Here is a 25339-nt window from a genome sequence, read left to right on the forward strand (position 1 = left end):
TGACTGTTTTCGTGGGGCTGATGATGAAACGTATTATTAAAGGTGACTCAAATTTATCCCACCTGGTTATTGCCCATGCAGCAATTGACCACCATCAAAAATCTTATGGCGAGCGGCGTCAGGGTTGGCCTTCAACTTATCTTATTCGTTACAAAAATAATCGTGTCGCGGTTGAAGTCGTCACCCGGCGTCAGTCTTATGTGGCGACATTAATGATTGGTGCCCGAAATTTAAGTAAGTTATGTGGTATTTCAGCGTTACATCTCTGAGCTTTATTGATGGGGCAGATCAATAAAAAAGTTAGGCATATATAATGTGGGGTGATTGATTTCTGTCCAGTGGCTCACTAATGGCCTTAATCCTTGCTGCAATCAGGTTTAAGTGTTAAAAAACCGCCGTAGATTCATTTACCAGGGGCGCTTTTTACCTCGTCAGTGTATAAGAGTGCGGCAGAGGATAGGATGGAACAGCAGTTACAGGATTCAACACTAAAACGTGGTTTAAAAAACCGACATATTCAGTTGATTGCTCTGGGGGGAGCTATCGGCACTGGGCTATTTCTGGGGATAGCACAGACCATCAAGATGGCTGGCCCATCGGTGATATTGGGCTATGCCATTGGCGGATTTATTGCATTCCTGATTATGCGCCAGTTAGGTGAAATGGTGGTCGAGGAGCCTGTAGCTGGCTCATTCAGTCATTTTGCCTACAAATATTGGGGCGATTTCGCGGGGTTCTTGTCGGGTTGGAACTACTGGGCGATGTTTATCTTGGTCGGGATGGCCGAATTAACTGCGGTAGGTATTTATATTCAATATTGGTGGCCAGAAATTCCAACATGGGTTTCAGCCGCAATATTCTTTGTTCTAATCAATGCCATCAATCTTGTTAACGTCCGTATGTATGGTGAAACTGAGTTTTGGTTCGCTATCATCAAGGTTGCCGCCATCATTGGTATGATAGTGTTTGGCGCATATCTGTTGGCATCAGGTTCGGGTGGGCCAAATGCTTCCGTCACCAATCTCTGGGCGCAGGGGGGCTTTATGCCTCATGGCTTTAGTGGGCTGGTGATGGCTATGGCTGTGATTATGTTTTCTTTCGGTGGCTTGGAAATGGTCGGTATCACTGCCGCAGAAGCTGAAGATCCACATCATAGTATTCCTAAAGCGACTAATCAGGTTGTCTACCGTATTCTTATCTTTTATATCGGCTCATTAGCGGTGCTTTTATCCCTTTATCCATGGGGCAAAGTCGTGGAGGGCGGTAGCCCTTTTGTGATGATTTTCCATGCGCTGGACAGTAATTTGGTGGCGACAATTCTCAACGTGGTGGTGTTGACCGCAGCATTATCAGTCTACAACAGTGGGGTTTATTGCAATAGCCGCATGTTGTTTGGCCTGGCATCACAGGGAAATGCGCCCAAGTTATTGACCAAAGTTAATAAGCGCGGGGTACCCATTCTGTCAATTGCGCTTTCTGCTTTGGCGACTTCTGCTGGCGTAGTCATTAACTATATTATGCCCGGTAAGGCATTTGAATTACTGATGGCGCTGGTGGTATCAACATTAGTCATCAATTGGGTCATGATTTGCCTAGCCCACCTGAAATTCCGTGCAGCAAAAGAACGAGAGGGGGTGGTACCGCGTTTCAAAGCATTATGGTACCCCTATGGTAATTATCTGTGTTTGCTCTTCCTAATGCTGATTCTGGTCATTATGTATCTTACTGATGGAATTCAGATTTCGGTGCTGATGATTCCAGCATGGATTGCACTATTATGGTGCGGATTTATATTGACTCGGCGCAAAGGTAAAAATAGCCAATCGAAAGTGGAAGGTTCAAGCACAGTCTAATTAGCTGGTGATACAGCAATAAAAATAGCCGGACTATCGCAGTGAAGTCCGGCTATTTTTTTCTATTGTATTACTCATAAAGAGTTATATATTGTTTACATTATCGGCAATAAATAAGACAGACAATAGCAGTATTATAATAGGTGAAGGCTATCACCTATTTTGGCATGAGTGCGGTTAATTGAGATTGATTCTTAATAACGCAATATAACCACTTTGATTGCATGGTTAAATGAATTGAATAGTATATTCAATTAGAATTGCCAGCGCATCCAAGTAAACAATACATTACCATTATTATAAGTACCGGGAATATAGGTAGTTTGTAGAGCAAACTTATTATACTCAATAGACAGCAGCGGCAAAGGTAATGGAATTGGAATGTAATGATATTCATGGCGAGCGGTAATACTGGCGGTAAAACCGACCCCAAAACGCCAGCCATCCATTTCCCCCGGAATCCACATTTTTTGATAGCCATAACCTATAATTGGTTCGACTTTATTATGTGAGTCCATAAATGCCATCGCATAGACCGCATGCCAGTTGTTATCCTCATCATAGCGATACTTACCGTAACCGATACCCCAAGGGCGCTCATTGTATGACTCTATCTTGTCATCATCATAGGTCCAGCGGTTGTGCCACGTATTCAGCGGGATATACAGTTCTTGATTGGGGGAATCCCACGCGAGTGAGATATTGTGCATCAGGCGGTGCCACAGATTGCCATTATCTGCTGATGGCGCATCTGTTTGATCGGGTGAAGTATTGGCGGGGGGGGATTTACCCTCGGCCAGAACCGCGTCAGTCTGGCCGAGCCAAAGGCTACAGAACAGACACGCGGTAACAATATGTTTATAATTCATGGTATAGCTCTCTGATGCTGATAAGGTGAAATAAGATTTCCTTGCACCAGATAATCTTTATACCTATCAAAAGTAATGACTAATAATACATTATTTAAATGAGCTAAAGGTTATAGCCTCAAACCTAAACGATTCTATAACGAGGAGGTAATATAGAATTTTAAACTGCGCGCCAGAGTAGTGAAAATTCAATTTTTGAGCATCAAGAAATATCTTAATTTATTTTTTATAGCACAATTTGCCAGCAGATTTAGAAGCATTTTATTGAGGAAAACTGACTAAGATGATGCGATTTTCAGTATATTTATACACACTAAATTAAAGAATGACCGCACCTCAACGGTGCATTTGATTGTCGATTGATAATTTATTGCCCCTATATGACGCTATGCACTCCGGTTAATATGATTACTTTTTAATCCTTAAGTACGATATTCTGAATTGGCCTCTTTACAAAAAAAATGGTTTTTTCGGCTTGCCCAGCGTCGCTTATGTTCGCACTTGATTAGAGCGCAAAATAAACTATTTATGTATTTCTCTCTGGAGTAATTCTCTGAACATAATCTGATATTAAGTAAGGAGTTAGTTTCACCGCAGGGTAGGTGTACACACCACGGCGAAGGGGAAAACGGCAGAAAACCATAGGATGTTATATATTCAATTATTATATATTTAATGCTAATAAATTTTATACTAATACTGCGGCTGCCCCCCAGTTAAAGATGGAAACCAAGCAGAATTGACGTAAGAAATTTTATAAAAAGAGTTGGCTTAAATGTTAAAAACCAGTAAAAAAACGGGATAAGACAGTATAAAAAATAAAGCAGAAAATACGTAGACCTTCAACAAATTTTAGCATAATTACGCATTCTTTATGAACAACCGTTTCAAATATGTGCGACAGGTTCACCCTTCATTAAAAATGGCTTGCCATCGAATACAGAGTATGTGATAACGCATATGGGTAAAACGAGGTACAGTTCTGTATATGTGTGGCATTTTCAGTAAAGAAGTTCTGAGTAAAGACGTTAGCGTTGAATACCGCTTCTCTGCCGATCCTTATCTTAGTGCCTCAAGCAGTAACGACTCTAGTTTGTCTATGTAAACGCCTACGGGCGAGTTAAACAATCCAAAGGAAATACTCAAGATGGCAAAGATCAAAGGTCAAGTTAAGTGGTTCAACGAGTCTAAAGGTTTCGGTTTCATCACTCCAGCTGACGGCAGCAAAGATGTGTTCGTACACTTCTCTGCAATCCAGGGTAATGGCTTCAAAACCCTGGCTGAAGGCCAGAACGTAGAGTTCGAAATCCAAGACGGTCAGAAAGGTCCGTCTGCAGTAAACGTTACTGCAATCTAATCAGCTCTTTTGCTGTTAAAAACCCGCCTTTGTGCGGGTTTTTTCGTTTCAGGGGCGGAGCCAACGCCCGCCGCAAGCTAAGGTAAAATAATTAATCCCGAATATTGATTGCGGCCTTTAATGCCAGGGTGGCTAGGGTCAATGACCTGCTGCTGGCTGGTTCTGCGAAAACTGGTGTATTTGAAATGCGGTTTACCATCGCGCCCATCATGCGCGGCTTTGGTACATATTGTACAACTGCCGACTCTATCAATTTGATGAATTCCCGCGCCGCGCAACTGGTGCTCAGCAATGGCCGCTAAGTTTAGATGGCGAAAACGGGGCGAAATGATATTCCCGGCCAACGGTAATTCGTTAATAAACCGCTCCACCAGTTCTTCATTGACTTCATAACAGCAGGAGCGGGCAGCTGGGCCAATGGCGGCGACCCAATTGGCGGGATCATCATCGCGACCAATGCGCTCAACCATCTTTAAAATAATGCCGTCTAATAGGCCGCGCCAGCCAGCATGAACCACCGCAATGCCTTTTCCTTGCCGTTGACTGAAAATCACCGGTAGGCAATCCGCCGTCAGGACAGTTAACAGGATGCCAGATTGCTTGGTATAGAGGCCATCAGCATCCCCGCACTCTTGCCCAGGCTGTGTCACATCAATAATTGTGGTGCCATGAACCTGTTTTTTATTGGCTTGTAAGGCTTGATAAGGTTGGAGGCAGTCAGGTAAGAGCGCAGATTTATTGCCAAAACCATGACAGATAGAGGTGATTCGGCTGAGTTGCGGTGAAAAATCAGTCATTGAGCTTACCTAATAAAGAAAAAGAATGCCGTCCAGTGTAAGCCGTTTTTTAACTTATTGACCAGTCACCTTTTCTTTTAAATTTCCGTTAGTGAATTGTTGCAAAATAACGCATCTTGTATCACTGTTTTGGCCCCTTAGAGGCAGGGGATAAGGTTTAATGGCTGCTATAAATCAAGTGACCATTCAGGATTGATTTCCGTGATATCTAAATCAAAGAATGATTCTGCCAGCTTTATTCGTTGGCGCTTTAGCTTGCTATGTGGCTGCATTTTACTGTCATTTTTTGGTCTGATAGCCAGGGTGGCATGGCTGCAAATTGTTGAGCCTGACCCGTTGGTAAAAGAAGAAGACATGCGCTCAGTGCGGGTGGTGGCAACACCCAATACGCGCGGTATGATTACCGATAGAAATGGCCACCCTTTGGCAGTCAGTGTGCCGGTTGAAGCTATCTGGGCTGATCCCACAACCGTGTTGGCGAAAGGTGGCGTCAGTGTATCTGAACGTTGGCAGGCATTAGCGCAGGAACTCCATATGCCAATCGACCAACTCAGCCATCGTATCCAACAAAATCCACAGGCCCGTTTTATCTATCTTGCCCGGCAAGTAGAGCCGGATGTTGCTGAATATATTCAACGGCTGAAATTGCCCGGTATCGCGATAAAAGAGGAATCACGGCGTTTTTATCCCTCAGGTGATGTTGCTGCGAATCTGGTGGGGTTTACGAATATCGATGACCAAGGTATTGAAGGGGTTGAAAAAAGCTTTAATTCCTTACTCAGTGGCACGGCGGGTAGTCGAGTGGTCCGAAAAGACCGATTTGGTCGCGTGGTTGAGGATATCTCTTCGACCGACAGTCATCCGGGGCAGAATGTTCAACTCAGTATTGATGAGCGGCTTCAGGCGGAGGCCTCGCATGCATTGAGCAATGCTGTGGTGTTCAACAAAGCGGATTCCGGCTCAGCGGTAGTTATTGATGTTAACACCGGCGAGGTGTTGGCAATGGCCAACTATCCGACCTTTAATCCTAATAATCGGGCTGATACCCCGGAGGAGAATTTTCGTAATCGGGCCATCAGCGATATTTTTGAACCGGGCTCTACGGTTAAACCGATGGTTGTTATGACGGCCCTACAACGTCAGTTGGTGAAGCCGGATGCGGTGCTGGACACTCATCCCTACATATTAAGTGGCCACCTAATTAAAGACGTGGCACTTTACTCGGCACTGTCATTGACCGGTGTGTTGCAGAAGTCCAGTGATGTGGGGGTGTCGCGATTAGCACTGGCGATGCCGGCCTCTGCGCTGATACAGACCTACACAGCATTTGGCTTGGGCCAGCCGACTCAGCTAGCACTGACCGGTGAAAGCCGCGGGCTGATGCCGCATCGGCAGCGCTGGAGTGACCTAGACCGCGCGACTTTCTCGTTCGGCTATGGTTTGATGGTGACGCCGCTACAATTGGCCCGCGTGTATGCCACTATTGGCAGCTTCGGTATTTATCGCCCATTGTCAATTACCAAGGTTGACCCTCCGGTGCTGGGCCAGCGGGTATTCCCCGAAGGATTGGTGCGCCAGGTTGAGCATATGATGGAAAGTGTGGCATTACCCGGTGGTGGTGGGGTGAAAGCCGCGGTACGGGGTTATCGGGTGGCGGTTAAAACCGGAACCGCCAAGAAAATTGGGCCCAATGGCCAATATATTGATAAATATGTGGCTTATACCGCCGGTGTTGCTCCGGCCAGCCAACCCCGCTTTGCTTTAGTGGTGGTCATTAACAACCCACAGGGCGGGAAATATTATGGTGGCGCAGTATCAGCACCGGTATTTAGCGATATTATGGGGCAAATATTGCGCACCATGAATGTGGAGCCAGATGCTATTCCTGGCAATGGGATTCGGCATAGCTAACCCCTGGTTGATTCAGCGCTAAACCGCGGCTTGCAACCGCACATGGCCTTCTTTAGACTAATGCCGCGTCTGCCGGCATTTCTGGCGGTTATTAATCAGTTATCTGGGATTCAACCATGTCTTATCAGTGCCCCCTTTGCCATCAGGCCATGCAGCAAAGCCGACAACAGTGGCGTTGTAGCAATAACCACCAGTTTGATTGCGCCAAAGAGGGTTACGTCAATTTAATGCCGGTGCAGCATAAAGGTTCGAAACAACCCGGTGATAGCCCGGAAATGATGCAGGCGCGGCGCGCATTTCTGGATGCCGGCTATTATCAACCTTTGCAGCAGCGGATTGCTGAGATGCTGGATAAAGCACTCCCCCAAGATGCCGCTATGTTGCTGGATATCGGCTGCGGGGAGGGCTATTACACTGCGGCGGTAGCTGACCGGTTAAATCGGCAGCGCCAGATGTCTATTTTCGGATTAGATGTTGCCAAAGTGGCGGTAAGATACGGCGCAAAACGCTACCCCCAAGTGAGTTTTTGTGTGGCATCCAGCCACCGATTACCTTTCGCCAATCAGTCTCTGGACGCGGTATTACGCATTTATGCCCCCTGCAAGGCAACAGAGTTGGCGCGAACAGTGAAACCCGGTGGGATTGTTGTCACCGTGGCACCTGGCCCCCGCCATCTTTATCAATTAAAAGCGCTCATTTATGCCCAGGTACAACTGCACGACGATACGCCAGAGCATTTGGCCGGGTTTGAGCTGCTCAGCAGTGAAAAATTGGCTTACGAAATGAAGTTAACGGGCAAACAGAGCTTTAATTTATTGCAAATGACGCCTTTTGCGTGGCGCGCATCGATTGACGTCGGGCAAGAACTGGCCGCTCGGTCATCTTTTACCTGTGAGACAGATTTTGTTATTGCAGTACATCGCCGTAAAGAAAGTCTCGAGGATGATGCTGAGCTAAAGAGTGCTGCACCAGAAATATAAGAGGCTGCTCGTGATTTAATAATGTTTAAATAAATGACGAGCGGATAATTCCCTTTAGAGGGAATATTATTATTTTAATTGGGGTGTATTAATCCCTGGTGCAAGATTGATAATCAACTTAAGTTAAATTTTTGCAATATTATATTTATAATAAACTGAATTAGTTTAGATCTAAGTTGCGCCAAGTTCGCCCACCAGATTCAGTCACCAAAATAGAGGGGATAAACCGTATCTGCTCAGCAACTTTTAGTGCTAAATCAGCAACTTCTTGTTTGTTTAATGTGCCACTGCCGTAATTAAATTCTCCTTCGGGTAATTTATAAACTTTCTCCCTGCCGATAAGACGAGTAAATCCAGCATCGACCATTTTTTTATTCAGGGTTTGGTAGTCGCCATCCACCGCATTATGCAAAACGACACTGACCGTAAAGTATGGCATAGCTCTTTTCCAATCAATTAGATGATAATATTTATATATCATACTGCCGGAATCGATATTTTGACCGGAGTCTAATTGCTGCACATGTCGTCAAAATAACCTTGCGAAAAATATGTGATTAAAGGGCAGGTGACAGCAATTGCCACCTGCAACATGGGAAAAGACGATTATAGGGCGAGGGATAAGCGGTTGCGGCCAGCATGTTTTGCGGCATAACAGGCAATATCGGCCTGGCGCATGGCTTGTGCCGCGTTTTCAGTTTGCTGGGTCAATGATACTGCCCCGAGGCTGGCGGTAAATGAATAGGATTGACCGTGCCAATGGAATTGAATTGCCGCTATGTCGGTGACCACTCTTTCCAACACTTCAGCGGCCGGTTTGTTCTGGCAATTAAACAGCACAATAGCAAATTCATCGCCGCCTAAACGGGCCACAATATCATTGTCACGGACGGCTTGCTGCATGGTTTGAGCCACCATTCTGAGCACCATATCGCCCGCTTCGTGACCGGCACTGTCATTGACATCCTTGAAGTAATCTAAATCGACATAGCAGAGAATATGCTGTTCATCTTTACCCAATTGGCTGATTGACTGATTGAGCCGCTCCTCCAATCTCCGTCGATTAATTAAACCGGTCAACATATCGTGATTGGCTTGATATTGCAGCTCTCGCTGTTCATGACGAGCTCGAGTCACGTCTTGGAATACCACCACTGCCCCCGTGAGCTGATTATCACGATCGCGAATAGGTGAGGCGGAGCAGCGAATTTCCTGGCGCTCCCCTTGGCTCGATAACAGTTGGCTGCCTTCTGGCAATAGAGTATGACGCCCTTCGGATAGGCACTGATTGATAGCAACTAATTGATTTTTATCCTGTAGTGGCGACCATAAAATAAATATTTCCTCTATGGGCAGGCCACAGGCTTCATTCTGGCTGCGTCCGGTCATTTCTTCAGCTTTGGGATTCATTAATACCACGCGGCCTTCAGTATCAAGCGAGATAATTCCTTCCTGAATGGATGACAATACCCGATGCAGTTGCTCCCGCTCCTCATAGCGCGTAATTTCGCTGGCACGCAGTGCATCTTCGCGCTGTTTTCGCTCGCTCATATCCCGGATTATTTTGGCATATCCCAGCAGTTTGCCACTGTTATCATGAACTACGCTGATAATGGTGACGGCCCAATAGCGAGTCATGTCTTTGCGCACCAGCCAACCCTCACGTTCTACCCGGCTGGCGGACGCTGAGGTTTTCAGTAATTTCTCCGGTAAGCCGGCGGCGATATCCTCAGGCAGAAAGAAACAACCGAAATGCTGGCCGATGATTTCATTGCTGGCATAACCAATATTACGTTCTGCCCCGTGGTTCCAAGTCGTGACCCGGCCCCATGGGTCAAGCATCAAAATGGCATAATCTTCAACGGTATCAACCATCAGGCGAAAGCGCTCTTCACTGATGCGTAATGCTTCTTCGCGCTGGCGTCGCTCCGTCAGGTCACGGACAATTTTGGTAAACCCCAAGAGCTTGCCACTGTCATCATGCATCGGATTAATTGCAACACTGGCCCAATAGCGAATGCCATTTTTACGGACATGCCAGCCTTCAGTTTGGAAATTACCCTCGGCAACCGCTTTTGCCAGTGATTTCTCTGGCAGGCCAGCAGAGATATCCTCTGGTGTGAATAGCAGGGCAAAATGTTCGCCAATGATTTCATCACTGGTATAGCCCTCATTGCGCTCGCCGCCTTTGTTCCAAGTTAAAATGCGGCCGTGAGTGTCTATCATGTAGATGGCGTAATCTTCGACTTCACTGATCAGATGACGAAATTGTTCTTCACTTTTGCGCAATGCATTTTCGCGCTGCCATTTATCCGTCAGATCACGGGTAACATGCACAAAACCTTGCAAATTACTGTCTGAGTCGTGCAATGCGCTGAGAGTGAGGTTGCCCCAAAAACGTTTGCCATTCTTACGAACTCGCCAGCCTTGATTCTCATAATGACCGAACTGATTCGCGTGGCGTAGACCTTTGGCTGGTAACTCGGTGGCCAAGTCTTCTGGGGTATAAAACAGCTCGAAAGATTGGCCAATCACCTCTTCGGCGCTATACCCCGTGTTGCGTTCGGCACCATTATTCCAGGTAAGAATATGTCCTTGGGCATCAATGATATATATGGCGTAGTCATCAACGGCATCAATTAATAGCCGAAAGATGTGGTCGTCAAATGATGCCGGATGCAAAGCCATTCCTGTATTCCTTGAATTTTTATTCAGTAATCTGTCGCGGATAGATTTAAATCCCGAGGATTTAATTGTTATCGCGATATAGGTGATGTTCAGTTTATCGCTAACCGGTAAAACTAGGTAATAAGATTTTTCTTGGTGACAATAGAGAATAAAGAAAAGATAAGCCAACAACATCTTATTGCCGGTGTTTATATTCTGACAGGCCCCTGTTTACAGGGGAATGGCGCTTTTTGATTGCGTTGTTGTGGGAAGGATAGATAATAATTTACCTTATTCATAATAAGGGTAAACTCACATGGAAATGTAGAAAAATAATGACTTAAGTTGGGAGAATTAATTAGTTTTAGTTCAGACAAAATCAATTTACAGAATAATGCCCCGTTAAATTTATTTTTCTCAGACCAGCAAGCCATGTCACCAGCAGAGATCAGGTTTATTACATAACCTAGCTAATTCTTTTACGACTGCAAAAATAATCCCCCAGAAGTGCAGAAATGCTTGCATCAATAGGTGTTATCCGGATAATCCTGAATCCTTATAATAAGCATTCTCATTAGTGGTAGACTTGCAAAATTCAGGGGCATCAACACGATGAATAAAAATATCTCTATCCGGGCGGATCACAAACGGCTGGCACCGCGTCTTTTGTGCGTGATGATCGGCGCTGCGCTCGGTACTTTATCCGCATCTTCATGGGCGGCCACAGCACCCAATGCCGCGGTGGATAGCGCGAAAGCGGATGAAGCCAAAAAAACTGACACCATCACCGTGGTCGGGACACAAGATACTTTCCGTGCCGGTGGCAATGATTTAATTCCAACTTATTTGGATGGTCAGGTGGCTAATGGCGGGCGTATCGGCTTCCTTGGTCAGCAAGATGCGCGTAACGTACCATTTAACGTGATTGGCTATACCTCTAAGCTGGTTGAAGATAAGCAAGCGCGGACACTGGCCGATGTGGTCAGAAATGATGCCTCAGTGCAGAATGTGCGCGGCTATGGTAATGCTTCACAGAACTTCCGCATCCGAGGTTTTAACCTTGATGGCGATGATATTTCATTCGGCGGTTTGTTCGGTGTCCTGCCGCGCCAAGTTATTGATACCAGTATGGTTGAGCGGGTTGAAGTATTTAAAGGCCCGAACGTATTTGTGAACGGTATCTCACCAAGCGGCAGCGGTGTCGGCGGGATGATTAACCTGGAGCCCAAACGCGCGGGCGATACTCCGTTGACCCGAGTCAGTCTGGATTACACTTCAGCTGCTAAAGTGGGGGGCGCGCTGGATGTTGGCCGCCGCTTTGGCGACAATGACCAATTTGGTGTGCGGGTGAACGCACTGCATCGGGAGGGTGAAACTGCCATTCATGACCAGAAAGAGCGCACAACCGCATTCTCTACGGGGTTAGATTATCGTGGCGAACGTGCCCGTACCTCTTTAGATGTCGGTTACCAAAAACAAACTGTGCATGGTATGCGGACTGATGTTGGTATTGGTAGCGCGACAATAATTCCAGAACCGCCAGCTGCGACCTTAAATTATGGTCAGCAGTGGGTGTATACCGATATGGCAACCACCTACGGTATGTTACGCAGCGAGTATGATTTAAGCCAGAACTGGACCGTCTACGGCACAATTGGTGCTAGCCACAATGATGAAACCGGACAATATGGATCGCCGATCCTGACCAGCGCTAATAATGGGGATGCCAAAATAGATCGTCTTTATGTGCCTTATGTTTCTGACTCTATTGCCGGTTTAGGCGGTGTTCGTGGTCATTTCGAAACCGGCCCAGTCACACATAAGATGAATATCGGCTATGCCGCTAACTATCGCACAGCTAAATCGGCTTTCAATATGTCTGAACGGGTAGATACCAATATCTATAATCCGGGTGTTATTCCTTTCCCACCCACATCGACTCTACCTGGCTATACCAGCCCTAGCCAAGATCCTCAGCTCAACAGTCAAGTCCGCGCCAGCAGTATTTCTGTCTCTGATACCTTATCGGCAATGGATGATAAGGTGCAGCTGATGTTGGGGCTACGCCGTCAGGAAGTGGTTATCCGCAACTTTGACAGTGGTGTACCGGACAGTAAAAATGTACAAGATGCAATGAAAGTGACCCCGGTCTATGGCGTGTTGGTTAAGCCATGGGAAAATGTGTCTCTGTATGCTAACCACATTGAAGCGCTGTCTCCGGGTAAAGTTGCCCCTTGGTATACTGCTAATGCCGGGAATGTTACTGGCATTATTCATGCCAAACAGAATGAAGTGGGGGTGAAATTTGATAATAAACGCTATGGTGGCACATTAGCGCTATTTGAAATCACCCGACCTGCCGGGGCGATTGATGCCAAAACCAATATTTATAGTTTGAGCGGCGAACAGCGTAACCGTGGGGTTGAATTAAACGTATTTGGTGAGCCGGTGTTTGGTACGCGCCTGTTAGGGAGTGCCGTGTGGTTAGACCCGATACTGACCGAAGCGCAAAATAGCCAAAATAATGGTAACTATGCCGTCGGGGTTGCCCGCTATCAGTTAGTGTTTGGCGGTGAGTATGATATTAAGGCGGTCGAGGGGTTAACTGCGACCGGAACCGTCACTCGTTCTGGCTCTCAGTATGCTAACCAAGAAAATACCTTAAAACTTAAACCGTGGACGCGTCTGGATCTGGGGATGCGCTATACCATGCCGCTGAAAGAAACCAACCTTATCTGGCGCGCTAACCTGGAGAACGTGACCAACGAACGTTACTGGGAATCAGTTGAAGATACCGGAACTTATATGTACCAAGGTAATCCGCGTGAGCTAAAACTGTCGGTCTCAATGGACTTCTAATACAGTCGCAGTAACATGTGAGTCATAAAAAACCCCGCGATTCTTCTCGAATGCGGGGTTTATTTTTGGATTCGGATAATAGTAATGATTAGCGCGAGCTTTATTTCACGACGAGAATAAAAGGGTTAATATTAGGCTGCAACACGATAAATATGCTCATAGAGAATATTAAAGCCTATAGCTATCAATACGATACCGCCGATAATCTCAGCCCGTTTACCGAGCAACGGGCCAATATAACGGCCAATCAACATACCCAGCGTCGCCATTATCATGGTGGCCATCCCAATGGCCATGGCGGTATGCACTATATTCACTTGCAAGAACGCCAAGCCAACGCCAATGGCCATGGCATCAAGGCTGGTGGCGATGGCTGTCATCACTAAAACCCAAAAACTGTGGCTGCGCATTCTTTCTGTTTCTTCGACGTGCTGTTTTGCACCTTCAAAAATCATCCGGCAACCCAGAATAAACAGTAGGCTAAAGGCAATCCAGTGGTCCCATTCCAAGACATATTGACTAGCAAATAGGCCAATGCACCATCCAATCAACGGGGTAATAGCTTCTATCACACCAAAGATAAGACCGGTGCGCAGAGCTTCTTTAAAATGGGGCTTATGTAGACTGGCGCCTTTACCAATAGATGCTGCAAAGGCATCCATAGACATCGCAAAAGCAAGAACGAGTGTTGCAGATAGATTCATAGAAATAGTCTCGGCCGGGCGGCTCCATATACACGTAACCCACCCCCAACCTAACGACGGAGCTACGTGTCTATGGTCTCGCCAACCTTACCTGGCTGCCCGCACCACGTTTCTAACAGCGAAACGAGTATGTTGATACGAGCGTTTCTATATATCGATATATCAATTCAATATAACGAATAGAAACCGGCTACTCCCCATGAACGGCGCAACCTTAACATATAAATTCCAACACAGACAACCCCAAAAATAATATGGCGAACCAATGATGTTGATAATGATTTTCATTATCGAAATTTTGATAAGAAATAGCTGTTATAAGCATCAGTAATGGTGTGGAAATAAGCAGGATAGGGGCTTGATAAAGTGTCGGGAAATTAATCAGTCGACTGATTAATCAATAGATTTATTTCCCTAAATTATTTATTTATGCTTGATTTTCAATGAAAAAATTATAAATTTTTTCTAAATCATCTAATTGTCTGACCTGGATAAGTAATCGGCGCTGCTCTAACTCAATCACCAGAATTCCATCTTCAGATAAATTCATAGTTTTTATTCGGCGATACTCAATAAAAGCATTAGCGTAGAAGAAACCGGTATTTTTAAACAATAATTTCGGCCAGCGAATATAAGAGATATAAAACGCAATTAAGGCTAAACCCACCAATAAATAAGTGGTTAAAGGATTACCATTCGCCATCACATTATTGTAAACAAGAATGGCGATCAGCCCGACAAAAATGGCGCAGTCGATTTTGTTTTTACGTTTTAGCTGAATTTGTAGCCGGGTTTTGCCTTTCATCATATTCATGATGAATTCATCATAAATGGCATAAGCGAGTAGTAGGGCAATAAAAACAATCAAAACGAGATCAGTAACCGACATGCAAACTCTCCTGAAATACCTTTCATTTTTCAAATGGTAGGAGCTGCTCGAACCACCGACCGATATTGGTCCTTCGGGATGCACGGGTTCGCCGCTGGCCTACACATCGAAATTTATTGGTTATTGGTCTATATCCGAAATAAAAAACCGGAGGTGCTTCCCCCGGTTTTACTCAACTCAATAGTAGAATTATGGTGCCAGGAAGCCAACCCAGTAGCCGAAGATACCGATAGCGAAGAAGCCCATAATAATCCACAGCGCGTTAACTTTGCGACGTAACAGCCACATACAGCCGAAAGTTAGCAACAGTGGCACCAAGCCTGGCATCAACTGATCCAGAATGGTTTGCACTGTCGTTACCGTGGTTTGACCATTCTGGTTGGTTATTTTGGACACCACCACCGGGATGTTGACGTGCGTCCATTTGTTAACCAAGGCCCCCATCACAAACAGGCCGAGGATAGACGCCCCTTCCGTCAGTTTTTGCAGCAGGCCACCGTCCATATCGCTAACGATATTGACGCCTTTTGAATAGCCGTAAGCCACACCGTAGTAACGGGTCAACAAACGCACCAGGTTAAACAGCACAAAGAACAGCAATGGGCCGAGCAAGCTACCGCTCATCGCGATACCCGCACCGAGTGCAGCCAATACCGGGCGCACCGTACCCCAGAATATCGGGTCACCTACCCCAGCCAGTGGCCCCATCAGGCCGACTTTGATGCCGTTAATTGCCGCATCGTCAATCTCAGCACCATTGGCTTTCTGCTCTTCCATCGCCAGCGTTACACCCAGAATCGGGGCGGCCACGAAGGGTTGAGTGTTGAAGAATTCCAAATGGCGTTTGATTGCCTGCTTACGCTCTTCCGAGTTCTCTGGATAAAGGCGACGAATTGCCGGTACCATCGAGAAGCAGAAACCCAGCGCCTGCATACGTTCGAAGTTCCATGACCCTTGGAAGAGGTTAGAGCGGATAAACACCCCGCGGATATCGGCGGGCGTGAGTTTCTTTTCACCAGTAGTTGTTTTATCAACAGTCGTTGTATCAACCATTTCTCTCACCTTTTCCTAGTCTAATTCGTTATCAAGATCGTTATTGGACGGGCCAGACTGTACAACCTGAGATTTGTTGTATTTCGGGCTGAGCTGGATATACAGCAGAGCCATAACTACGCCAATAACACCCAAGGCCACCAGGTTGAAGTTGGTGAATGCGGCGGTCACGAAACCTAAATAGAAGAATGGCATCAGGTAGCCAGCACGCATCATGTTGATAACCATGGCGTAACCAACTACGACTATCATACCACCGGCGATATTCAAGCCACTGGTAACCACATCAGGAATCGAGTTGAGCAGCATCTGAACTTCAGAAGTCCCAACAGACAGGGCAACGATCAGGGCAGGGATAGCAATACGCATCGCCTGCAAGAACAGGGCAGAAATGTGGATCCAGGTAATCGCTCGTAGGCTGCCACGTTCGGCAGCACCATCAGCGGCGTGCTGGAAGGCCACGGTAATGGTACGCACAATAATGGTTAATACCTGACCGGCTGCTGCCAACGGGATAGCCAGTGCGATACCGGCACCGATATCCTGACCGCCAGCAATGACCAGAATGGTCGAAATAATTGACGCCAGCGCGGCATCAGGTGCGACTGCCGCGCCGATGTTCATCCAGCCGAGCGCGATCATTTCTAAAGTACCACCGATAATAATACCGGTTTTCATATCACCTAAAACCAGACCTACCAGGGTACAGGCGACGAGAGGGCGGTGAAATTGGAACTCATCCAGAATGGAACCCATCCCGGCGATACATGCAACTATGAAAATCAGCACAATCTGAAGAGTTGTGATCTCCATTGTACTTCTCCTATGACCAAAAAAGCTGAGTAAAAATAACCGAGTCCCGAAACAGAACAGGGCATAACCTTTCTACGTAGTTTTCAGTAAAGCTATTTATTAAGTTTGCTAATTAAGTCCATCATTTTGAGCCGGCTATCCGAAGATACTTTCCGGACTTCCAATTCAATACCGCGAGCATTTAATTTATTAAAGGCTTCAATATCTTTTTCATCAACGGAGACGGCATTATTCACCTGGGTTTTCCCCTGACGGAATGCCATACCACCGATATTGACTGACTTAATATCGACGCCACCCTCAACCAGACGCACAACGTCAGTGGGGTTAGTAAATAGCAGCATAACCCTGTCTTTGGCATATTTTGGGTTGTTGTAAACGCGGATAGCTTTCTCAACATCAACTACGTGCGCGGTGACACCCGGAGGTGCAACTTGTTTGAGCAAGGTGCTACGCATTTTGTCAGCAGCGACTTCATCACTGACAACAATAATGCGGCTTACGTTAGTTTCTTTGGTCCAGCGAGTTGCGACCTGACCATGAATTAAGCGGTCATCGATACGCGCCAGTCCTATCTTCATGTGATCATTCGGGCCTAAAGCGACGGCCGGGGCCTTGGCTTTGGGTGCTGGAGTTGCTTGTTGCGTCTCGGGCTTATCACTCTTAACTTCAGGCGCTTTCAGTGCTTTTACGCCCTCACGACCAGTTTCTACCGCGACTGCAACCAGTTCAGCAAATGATGGGTTATCATCACGGGCCATAAAGGTTTCAGCCAGCATCGGAATGTTAACCCCGGTGACGACCTCATAGTTCTCTTTATCAATAGCAATTCGACTGGCGGCGTTAAACGGGCTACCACCCCAGGTATCAACCAGGAATAAAACACCTTTGCTGGTATCTAGACCGGTCAATTTACCGTTGTATTTCTCAATCAACGTTTCGGCATTCTCACCTGGGACGAAATCAATATAAGCGACATTACCTTGCTCGCCTAAAATCATTTCAGCTGTTTTCAGCAGTTGTTCCGCCGCAGCCCCATGTGTGCCGATGATAATAGCTATACTCACTCGCTACCCCCTCTGTTAACTCAGAATTGAGTTCTCGCACGTAACAGAAAAACCAGTAATCACCAACAACACTTCAGTACACATTGAATCTATTATGATAGTCACAATATCAGCGTACTGCTGATGATTTATTGGTAACCACAATGAATCGATTCAGGTACATATCGAAATGTGCTGGATGTGATTTATTTTAGTCAGTGAAAAAATAAATTATGTGACATTGCTCATTTATTGGGACATGTTATGAATGATTTCGCTTACTTGGATAATAAATCATCACTTATATGAGTAATATTGATGAATTTATCCCCTAATTCACTCATTACAGTATGATTCCTGTGTTTAATATTTGTGCGATTGATGTGAAGGTGGCGAAAATCCCATTCTGGCGTGGCAAGAAATTTTAGTCATGAAAAAAAGTGCTATCTGCTGGCCCCGGCAAATTTCACGATATTGGGGTTTATAGCGGCTCAGGTTATAAATCTGACTATGCGGGTAAAAAAATTCCTGATAAAGTTAACGTCTCTATTAATTGTCAGGAGTTAAGGGCCTCAGCTCTCCCTATGGACTGTCACCGAAGTTACTGTTTCTCTAGTGTTAATGCCCAACCAGCGGGCTTAAATCTGGTTATCCAATCGCGCACATTTACTGCGCATAATTTCACCCGATCTTTCTGCGTATCTATACTAACAACCGCACCGCGGCGTTTTGTTGCATCTGTTGTAGGTCGCACCTCATTTGAATCGTGTTCTTATTATCGGAGTCTGACATGGAATTGCTAATGGACCCCTCAATCTGGGCAGGGTTACTTACGCTGGTGGTACTGGAAATTATTCTGGGTATCGATAACTTGGTATTTATTGCCATTCTGGCCGATAAACTGCCGCCTAAACAAAGAGATAAAGCACGAATTATCGGATTGTCTCTAGCATTAATTATGCGTTTGGGCTTGCTATCGGTTATTTCCTGGATGGTCACGCTGACAACGCCGCTATTTAGTGTTGGCAGCTTTAATTTCTCTGGACGAGACCTGATTTTGCTGGTGGGGGGGCTGTTCTTGCTATTTAAAGCCACCACCGAGCTACATGAACGGCTTGAGGGAAACCAGCACGATGACAGTGCTGGCCGAGGTTATGCCAGTTTCTGGGCGGTAGTGGCACAGATTGTGGTGTTGGATGCCGTATTCTCCCTCGATGCCGTTATTACCGCCGTGGGGATGGTCAATGACCTGACCATCATGATGACGGCGGTTGTGATAGCCATGGGCGTGATGCTGCTGGCATCGAAAACATTAACTAATTTCGTGAACGCACATCCGACGGTGGTGGTGCTGTGTCTCAGCTTCTTGTTAATGATTGGTTTGAGCTTAATTGCGGAAGGTTTCGGTTTCCATATTCCGAAAGGTTACCTGTACGCCGCTATCGGATTCTCTATCCTGATTGAGCTGTTTAACCAGATTGCGCGCCGCAACTTTATGAAGCAGGAATCTCGCTTGCCACGACGCCAGCGTACTGCGGAAGCTATCATCCGCTTAATGGGCGGTCGCCAGCAGCAGGAGCCACAAAATGGTTCACCGCAGTTGGCAGTACCGGCCGAGGCTTTTGCTGAAGAAGAGCGCTATATGATAAGCGGCGTGCTGACATTAGCCTCCCGCTCATTGCGCAGCGTGATGACTCCACGCACAGAAATCTCTTGGGTAGATTGTCATCGCTCACTAGAGGAAATCCGTGAACAACTGTTGGATACACCGCACAGCCTGTTCCCGGTTTGTCGTGACTCACTGGATCAGATTATCGGTGTGGTTCGCGCGAAAGATCTGCTGGTCGCGATTGAACGTGGCGAGCCAATCTGTGAATTTGCTGCGGCGACACCACCCATAGTCGTGCCGGATACCATGGACGTGATTAATTTGCTGGGCGTATTACGTAAAGCGAAAGGCCGTTTAGTGGTGGTTAATGACGAATTTGGTGTGGTGCAAGGCCTGGTAACGCCGCTGGACGTGCTGGAAGCTATTGCTGGTGAATTCCCGGATGAAGATGAGACACCCGATATTATTGCCGATGGTGATGGTTGGTTAGTGAAGGGTGGGGCTGACTTGCATTCTTTGGAGCAAGCACTGGATTGCCAAGAATTAGTGAGCCCAACGGCTGATTATGCTTCACTCGCCGGGATGCTGCTGTCTCATTCAGGCCATATGCCAACGGCAGGTGATGTGATTGAACTGCATAATTTGCGCTTTGAAGTCATCGAAGCTTCAGATTATCGTATTGAGTTAGTGCGCATTACCAAATTGAGTCACCAATTGGCAGAGTAACAATCTGGCAATTAAATGTGCTTAGACTAATGCGGGTCATCATTAAAATGACCCGCATTTTTTTATGGCTATTGCTGAACTTTTTAATCTGTTGAGTTTTACTCACAATAATCACTGTTAAATTATCAGGCTGACAAATGAAATGAGCATAATAATTATTATATTTACTGATAGGCAGATAATTATACTTAACTATGCGGGCTATTATTGAATGTCTGACTCTGATTGTTTCATGGGCAAAATTCGCGATTTAATTAATTTACAATATATAATCGTAAAAATAATAACTTTAATAAGTAGCCAGGTTTCATAGAGTGAGGTTATTTATAAAACACAATAAAATCAATTAATTAAAAATATTCATGATATCAATAAAAATAAAAGATAATTATTTAAAATAATATCACTGAATGGATAGATATAAGCTATGCTTAAATTCACTTGAACAACGGAATGTCTAATACAGTTCTGGGGTATTTAAACGGAATTGAGCAGCGCTTAAACACAGTTTTAAATATTATCTTTTCTATTTTGCAACACCAAAGTGTTTTTTACTTTGGGGGCACTGTGCAGCCTATATTCTTATATCACTCTACCCGCTCATGCTGGAGTTTCTATGAAAAAGATAGTTTTTGGTCTGGTATTCATGTTGTATTCATTGAGTACATTCGGCCAGGAGGCGGCTTCAAAGCTGCCTGGCGATGTATTACCGGCAGCTCTCGCCATTGAGGTAAACAAACAAGTGTACGATATACCATTCCCGCCATATCGAGGAGGTTGTTATGATTGGTGCTGTGAGGTGTGCTGCAATCCGGCGTGCGCTGGTTGCTAGCCACAAAAGACATTATTAATCTGACTCTGCATCAAGGGGAGCACCAACTCCCCTTGATGAATATGATTTTTAATACAATAAATTAATTACACTGAACTTTAATGGCCAACCCACCACGGGAGGTTTCGCGGTACTTGGCATTCATATCTTTACCGGTTTCAAACATGGTTTCGATAACTTTATCCAGAGAAACGCGGGGTTCACTGGTGCGGCGCATGGCCATACGTGCTGAGTTAATCGCTTTCACCGAGGCAATCGCATTGCGCTCAATGCAAGGAACTTGAACTTGACCTGCCACCGGGTCACAAGTCAGCCCCAGATTATGTTCCATACCAATTTCTGCGGCGATACACACTTGAACCGGGCTGGCGCCCAGTAACTCTGCCAGACCAGCCGCGGCCATTGAGCAGGCAACACCAACTTCACCCTGACAACCCACTTCAGCACCTGAAATAGATGCATTCATCTTATACAGAATCCCGATAGCGCCTGATGCCAAGAAATAGCGGATAAAGATTTCAGGGGTAACCGGTTCAATAAAGTGGTCGTAATAAGCCAGTACCGCCGGAACAATACCACAGGCCCCGTTAGTTGGCGCGGTAACCACACGGCCACCGGCCGCATTTTCTTCGTTAACCGCCAGCGCGAACATATTGACCCAGTCAATAACATTCATGGGGTCACTGGAGAGTTTATCTGATGAAACCAGTAAGCGGCGTAAAGCCGCGGCACGGCGCGGGACACGTAATGGCCCGGGCAGCACACCTTCGGTGTTTAGGCCGCGATCAATACAGGCGCGCATGGTCTGCCAAATTGCCGTAAAGTAGGCGTCAATCTCTTCTTTACTGTGCATTGCCAGCTCATTTTGCATCACCATACCGGAGATAGACAGGCCGGTTTGTTCGCAGTTTGCCAGGATTTCCGCAGCAGAATTAAATGGATAAGGCACACTAACGGCATTGACCGCCGCTTTGCCGAAATGCTCCTCATCGACGATAAAACCCCCGCCGATGGAATAATAGGTTTTGCTCAATACCTTTTCATCACCCGCAAAGGCGTGAATTTGCATACCGTTTTCATGCAGTGGCAGGTTATCGCTGCGAAATACCATTCCGCCTTCACGTGGGAAGTCCACTTCATGTAACCCATTGGCCAGCATCAGTTTCTGCCGTAATTCGACATCACGAATAAACGCGGGGATGCTGTCGATATCCACGGTGTCGGGCATATTGCCAGCCAACCCCATAATAATCGCGATGTCGGTGTGGTGGCCTTTGCCGGTCAGGGACAGGGAGCCATAAACATCGACGGCCACCCGTGTAACCGATGGCATTAATCCTTGTGTGACCAACAAGTCAGCAAATTCTTTGCCTGCTTTCATCGGCCCAACAGTGTGGGAGCTGGACGGGCCAATACCAATTTTGAACATATCAAAAACGCTAATCACGCTGAAACTCCTTAACAAAACCTTTTGTTATTCCCAGTGCATATAAATTCTGATGAGAATATCTGTATTAAGTATATAAGAGCTCTGTGGATAACAGCAGGTAACTGTTATTCAGTATTGCTATCACAGGGCCCTGCTAAGTCGGGTGCTACTGGTGCTCGCGGTATCAAAGTGATACCGCAACTATGATTTCTCGCAACTAATTAGTCATTATCACTATCACTCATCGTTATCACCATCCGTTTTTAACCCTACATTTTTAGTGGTTTATAGTGATGAAAGATATTTTACAGATATTTCATAACGCTGACAGGCTAGTTTACAGTTTTTTTAAAATGGTTGTGCAGAGAAAATAGAGTAAAAGTCGATGTGATGAGGTGATGGGGATCGCTTTATGCTGTAATTCAGTTTTTTTCGCCGTCATGCTGTGAAGTTTGTCACTCATTACCCGCACTGTTCGCCAGCTTATTAAGTCAAACACTGACCTGCTGCGCCAGGCGGCGAATAATCGCTGCGGTCAGGCCCCAGATAAATTGGCTTTCATACCATGACAAATAGACCCGGTGATTGACTCCTCCACGATGAATATCGAGTGGATAGTAGCGCGACAGTCTGAGGGCTTCATATAAGGGGATTTCAAATAGCCCGGCGACCTCCTCTTCATTACCCTGAAAAGCAATATTCGCGGGAACCAAGCCGACAATAGGGGTGACCTGATAACCACTGACGCTATCAAGAGGTGCCAGTTGCCCCAATACATGCACAGCAGACATGGGGATAGCCACTTCCTCTTCAGCTTCCCGTAGCGCGGTGTCAATCAGTGAACCATCTTGTGGGTCGGCTTTGCCGCCGGGGAAGGCGACCTGACCGGCATGTTTGCGTAAATGATCAGCGCGCCGGGTCAACAGCAAGGTGGGGTCGGGCCGACAAATAATAGGAATTAAGACGGCGGCATGGTGGCTATTGGCCGAAAAATTGCCCGGTTGGGGCTGTTGTAGCTGGAATCGGCTAATAAATTCAGACAAAGCCCGGCTAGATTGATGCACAAACTCAGGGCTCACAGCATCCACTCGCTCATTAATTAACTCTTCTCCAGTAGCGGTAATATTCGGGCAATTTTATCCAATGTTTCCTGATATTCCGCCTGTTCCTGACTGTCAGCCACAATGCCGCCGCCGGCAGAGCAGTATATTTTACCGTTTTCCGTCAGCAGGGTGCGGATGGTGATGTTGCTGTCCATCGTGCCACAGCAACTAATATAGCCAATGTTACCGCAATAGGCATTGCGCCGTTGTGGCTCTAATTGCTCAATTATCTCCATGGCGCGAATTTTCGGCGCTCCGGTTATCGACCCCCCAGGGAAACAGGCGCGCAACAATGCGGTAGGTGGCGATGTTTCAGGCAGCATTGCGCTAATGGTGCTGACCAAGTGATGCACGGCCGGGAAGGGCTCGACGACAAATAACTCGGGTACCCGCACGGTTCCGGGCTGTGCTACCCGGCCAATATCATTGCGCAGCAGGTCAACAATCATCAGATTTTCGGCACGATCTTTAGCCGAATGGGCTAGCCGCTCCGCTTGCTGGCGGTCCAGCTCAGGATCATCAAGCCGTGGCAACGTACCTTTAATCGGGCGCGTTTGTATTTGGTGGTTGACTAACCCTAAAAAGCGCTCCGGCGAGACACTCAGGATAGTGTTTTGCGCTAAGCGAATAAAAGCGGAAAAGGGTGCTCGATTACTGCGGCTGAGTGACAGAAAAGCTTGCCATTCATCGCCCTGATATTCAGCACTGAATCTCTGGGCTAAATTAATTTGATAACAGTCACCGCTGTGCAGATATTGCTGAATTTGACGGAATTTTTCACCATATTGCGCGCGTGACATATTAGCTTGCCACGGGCTGGTCAATTTGAATGGTGCGACGGGGGCAGGGTTTTTCTGCTGTTGTAACCACAGCAGACGTTGCTCAGCATCACCGTGACAGACCAAGGTCAGTTTCTGCAAGTGATGGTCGGCAATTAGCGCCCAGTCATACAAGCCGACCGCCATATCCGGCAAGGCGATATCTTGCTCGGCCAGTTGTGGTAATTTCTCAACTCGGCGCCCCAAATCGTAGCCAAATAACCCTAATGCGCCGCCGAGAAATGGCAGGTCGGGCTGAGGGGGGATTGACGGGGCGAATTTATCCAACTGTTGCTGTAACAAACCGAAGGGATCGTCACATGATAGTGACTCTCCTTGCGCACTGATAATCTCCGTTTGCTCGCCGCACGTGGTGAGTGTGACCTGCGGGTCGGCAACCAGAATATCAAAACGGCTATGGCTGTGTTCAGCAAATCCGGAATGCAACAGCATGGCCCAAGCTTGATGAGCGAGTGGAGCAAAGTGCTGGAGCAGGGCATCGGGTTGATAAGGTAAGGTTTTGAAAGTCAGGGATTTCACACTCATGAGTCACGATTCTTTTCTTTCGGCTGGCCATAGTAGACGGCGTAATGGTATTTTCGCCAACAACGGGGGGAGATTAGCACAAATTACCGCGATTGGGGGGCATTGGTGCCGAGCAGTCATTTATCGTAGACAGCAATTTACTTTAAATAATAAGAAACAGGTATACTGAATCAATTATATGTAGGAGATAAATTAATGTTAGCGGGTATGCCCTCACTCTCTCATGAAGAACAGCAACAAGCTGTGGAACGTATTCATCAATTCATGTCGGAAGGCATGAGCAGTGGCGAGGCGATTGCTTTGGTGGCGGCGGAGATTCGCGAGCGCCATCAAAATGATCCACAAGCTATGGCTATCTTTGAAGAGACTGATTTTGATGAACATGACGAATCTGATTATCGGCGCGATAATGAACCGGACGCGGACGAAATAGAAGACCCCTATGAGGGGTAAGTTTCCCAGTGTTGCTGATTAATGC

22 protein-coding genes and 1 riboswitch are annotated in these 25339 nt (G+C 46.4%); of the genes, 10 read left to right on the forward strand and 12 right to left on the reverse strand.

The genetic code is table 11. From position 1 onward, the window contains the following. The first annotated feature begins 23 nt into the window (after window positions 1-23). The gene (locus D5F51_RS06840; RefSeq protein ID WP_005163674.1) at window positions 24-269 is read left to right on the forward strand and encodes a DUF4060 family protein; all 246 of its coding nucleotides are present in this window, start codon (window positions 24-26) and stop codon (window positions 267-269) included. Window positions 270-461: 192 nt separating this feature from the next. Then, a complete protein-coding gene (locus tag D5F51_RS06845) occupies window positions 462-1853 on the forward strand; it encodes an amino acid permease (RefSeq protein ID WP_129195967.1) in 1392 nt (463 codons plus the stop codon). 254 nt (window positions 1854-2107) lie between these two features. Here the strand turns inward: D5F51_RS06845 and pagP are convergent, their stop codons facing one another. Further along, window positions 2108-2722 carry a lipid IV(A) palmitoyltransferase PagP gene (gene pagP, locus D5F51_RS06850; RefSeq protein WP_129195968.1) on the reverse strand — a complete coding sequence of 205 codons (615 nt, stop codon included), beginning with the start codon at window positions 2720-2722 and terminating at the stop codon, window positions 2108-2110. A 988-nt stretch (window positions 2723-3710) separates the two neighbouring features. Between pagP and D5F51_RS06855 the strand changes: the two genes are divergently transcribed. Then, the gene (locus D5F51_RS06855) at window positions 3711-3827 is read left to right on the forward strand and encodes a DUF2627 domain-containing protein (RefSeq protein WP_002211058.1); all 117 of its coding nucleotides are present in this window, start codon (window positions 3711-3713) and stop codon (window positions 3825-3827) included. 42 nt (window positions 3828-3869) lie between these two features. Next, the gene (cspE, locus tag D5F51_RS06860; protein WP_002221949.1) at window positions 3870-4079 is read left to right on the forward strand and encodes a transcription antiterminator/RNA stability regulator CspE; all 210 of its coding nucleotides are present in this window, start codon (window positions 3870-3872) and stop codon (window positions 4077-4079) included. 77 nt (window positions 4080-4156) lie between these two features. Here cspE and pgeF read toward each other — a convergent pair whose 3' ends face one another. After that, a complete protein-coding gene (gene pgeF, locus D5F51_RS06865) occupies window positions 4157-4876 on the reverse strand; it encodes a peptidoglycan editing factor PgeF (RefSeq protein ID WP_129195969.1) in 720 nt (239 codons plus the stop codon). 201 nt (window positions 4877-5077) lie between these two features. Between pgeF and ftsI the strand changes: the two genes are divergently transcribed. Together ftsI and rlmA are read left to right on the forward strand one after the other, a co-directional pair. Beyond that, on the forward strand, window positions 5078-6787 hold the full coding sequence (ftsI, locus tag D5F51_RS06870; protein ID WP_129195970.1) for a peptidoglycan glycosyltransferase FtsI: 1710 nt from the start codon (window positions 5078-5080) through the stop codon (window positions 6785-6787). A gap of 116 nt (window positions 6788-6903) precedes the next feature. Beyond that, the gene (rlmA, locus tag D5F51_RS06875; RefSeq protein ID WP_025378549.1) at window positions 6904-7767 is read left to right on the forward strand and encodes a 23S rRNA (guanine(745)-N(1))-methyltransferase; all 864 of its coding nucleotides are present in this window, start codon (window positions 6904-6906) and stop codon (window positions 7765-7767) included. A 160-nt stretch (window positions 7768-7927) separates the two neighbouring features. Here rlmA and D5F51_RS06880 read toward each other — a convergent pair whose 3' ends face one another. Both D5F51_RS06880 and D5F51_RS06885 read right to left on the reverse strand, forming a co-directional pair. Then, the gene (locus D5F51_RS06880; protein ID WP_025378548.1) at window positions 7928-8206 is read right to left on the reverse strand and encodes a hypothetical protein; all 279 of its coding nucleotides are present in this window, start codon (window positions 8204-8206) and stop codon (window positions 7928-7930) included. A gap of 167 nt (window positions 8207-8373) precedes the next feature. Then, entirely contained in the window at window positions 8374-10455 is a 2082-nt protein-coding gene (locus D5F51_RS06885; protein WP_025378547.1) for a PAS domain S-box protein, read from the reverse strand. A gap of 591 nt (window positions 10456-11046) precedes the next feature. On the opposite strand from D5F51_RS06885, the gene D5F51_RS06890 reads away from it, so the two are divergent. Beyond that, window positions 11047-13293: a TonB-dependent receptor gene (locus D5F51_RS06890; protein ID WP_162301706.1), complete on the forward strand. Its 2247-nt coding sequence runs from the start codon at window positions 11047-11049 to the stop codon at window positions 13291-13293. 131 nt (window positions 13294-13424) lie between these two features. Here D5F51_RS06890 and mntP read toward each other — a convergent pair whose 3' ends face one another. The 5 genes from mntP to manX all read right to left on the reverse strand — a co-directional run bounded on the left by mntP (window position 13425) and on the right by manX (window position 17819). Further along, window positions 13425-13997, reverse strand: a complete 573-nt coding sequence (gene mntP, locus D5F51_RS06895; RefSeq protein ID WP_025378546.1) for a manganese efflux pump MntP — start codon at window positions 13995-13997, stop codon at window positions 13425-13427. 10 nt (window positions 13998-14007) lie between these two features. Further along, a riboswitch (yybP-ykoY riboswitch) is annotated at window positions 14008-14208 on the reverse strand. Window positions 14209-14424: 216 nt separating this feature from the next. Beyond that, complete coding sequence (locus D5F51_RS06900; protein WP_129195971.1) at window positions 14425-14886, reverse strand: DUF986 family protein; 462 nt, start codon at window positions 14884-14886, stop codon at window positions 14425-14427. 189 nt (window positions 14887-15075) lie between these two features. Further along, window positions 15076-15939, reverse strand: a complete 864-nt coding sequence (locus D5F51_RS06905) for a PTS mannose transporter subunit IID (RefSeq protein ID WP_129195972.1) — start codon at window positions 15937-15939, stop codon at window positions 15076-15078. A 15-nt stretch (window positions 15940-15954) separates the two neighbouring features. Next, a complete protein-coding gene (locus D5F51_RS06910) occupies window positions 15955-16752 on the reverse strand; it encodes a PTS mannose/fructose/sorbose transporter subunit IIC (RefSeq protein ID WP_025378543.1) in 798 nt (265 codons plus the stop codon). A gap of 92 nt (window positions 16753-16844) precedes the next feature. After that, a complete protein-coding gene (manX, locus tag D5F51_RS06915) occupies window positions 16845-17819 on the reverse strand; it encodes a PTS mannose transporter subunit IIAB (RefSeq protein WP_025378542.1) in 975 nt (324 codons plus the stop codon). A 769-nt stretch (window positions 17820-18588) separates the two neighbouring features. On the opposite strand from manX, the gene D5F51_RS06920 reads away from it, so the two are divergent. Both D5F51_RS06920 and D5F51_RS06925 read left to right on the forward strand, forming a co-directional pair. Next, a complete protein-coding gene (locus D5F51_RS06920; RefSeq protein WP_129195973.1) occupies window positions 18589-20133 on the forward strand; it encodes a TerC family protein in 1545 nt (514 codons plus the stop codon). Window positions 20134-20779: 646 nt separating this feature from the next. Continuing rightward, window positions 20780-20965, forward strand: coding sequence for an ST-I family heat-stable enterotoxin (locus tag D5F51_RS06925; RefSeq protein ID WP_281279627.1), 186 nt, complete (start codon window positions 20780-20782; stop codon window positions 20963-20965). A gap of 82 nt (window positions 20966-21047) precedes the next feature. Here D5F51_RS06925 and D5F51_RS06930 read toward each other — a convergent pair whose 3' ends face one another. From D5F51_RS06930 to pabB, 3 genes are all read right to left on the reverse strand, one after another. Next, window positions 21048-22412 carry an L-serine ammonia-lyase gene (locus D5F51_RS06930; RefSeq protein WP_025378539.1) on the reverse strand — a complete coding sequence of 455 codons (1365 nt, stop codon included), beginning with the start codon at window positions 22410-22412 and terminating at the stop codon, window positions 21048-21050. A gap of 473 nt (window positions 22413-22885) precedes the next feature. Beyond that, window positions 22886-23473 carry a CoA pyrophosphatase gene (locus D5F51_RS06935; protein WP_129195975.1) on the reverse strand — a complete coding sequence of 196 codons (588 nt, stop codon included), beginning with the start codon at window positions 23471-23473 and terminating at the stop codon, window positions 22886-22888. A 20-nt stretch (window positions 23474-23493) separates the two neighbouring features. Further along, window positions 23494-24861 carry an aminodeoxychorismate synthase component 1 gene (gene pabB, locus D5F51_RS06940; protein ID WP_129195976.1) on the reverse strand — a complete coding sequence of 456 codons (1368 nt, stop codon included), beginning with the start codon at window positions 24859-24861 and terminating at the stop codon, window positions 23494-23496. Window positions 24862-25056: 195 nt separating this feature from the next. Here pabB and D5F51_RS06945 point away from each other — a divergent pair, with 195 nt between their 5' ends. After that, window positions 25057-25314, forward strand: coding sequence for a YoaH family protein (locus tag D5F51_RS06945; protein ID WP_025378536.1), 258 nt, complete (start codon window positions 25057-25059; stop codon window positions 25312-25314). The last annotated feature ends 25 nt before the right edge of the window (window positions 25315-25339 follow it).

It is taken from the genome of Yersinia hibernica (genome assembly GCF_004124235.1).
Lineage (GTDB): Bacteria > Pseudomonadota > Gammaproteobacteria > Enterobacterales > Enterobacteriaceae > Yersinia > Yersinia hibernica.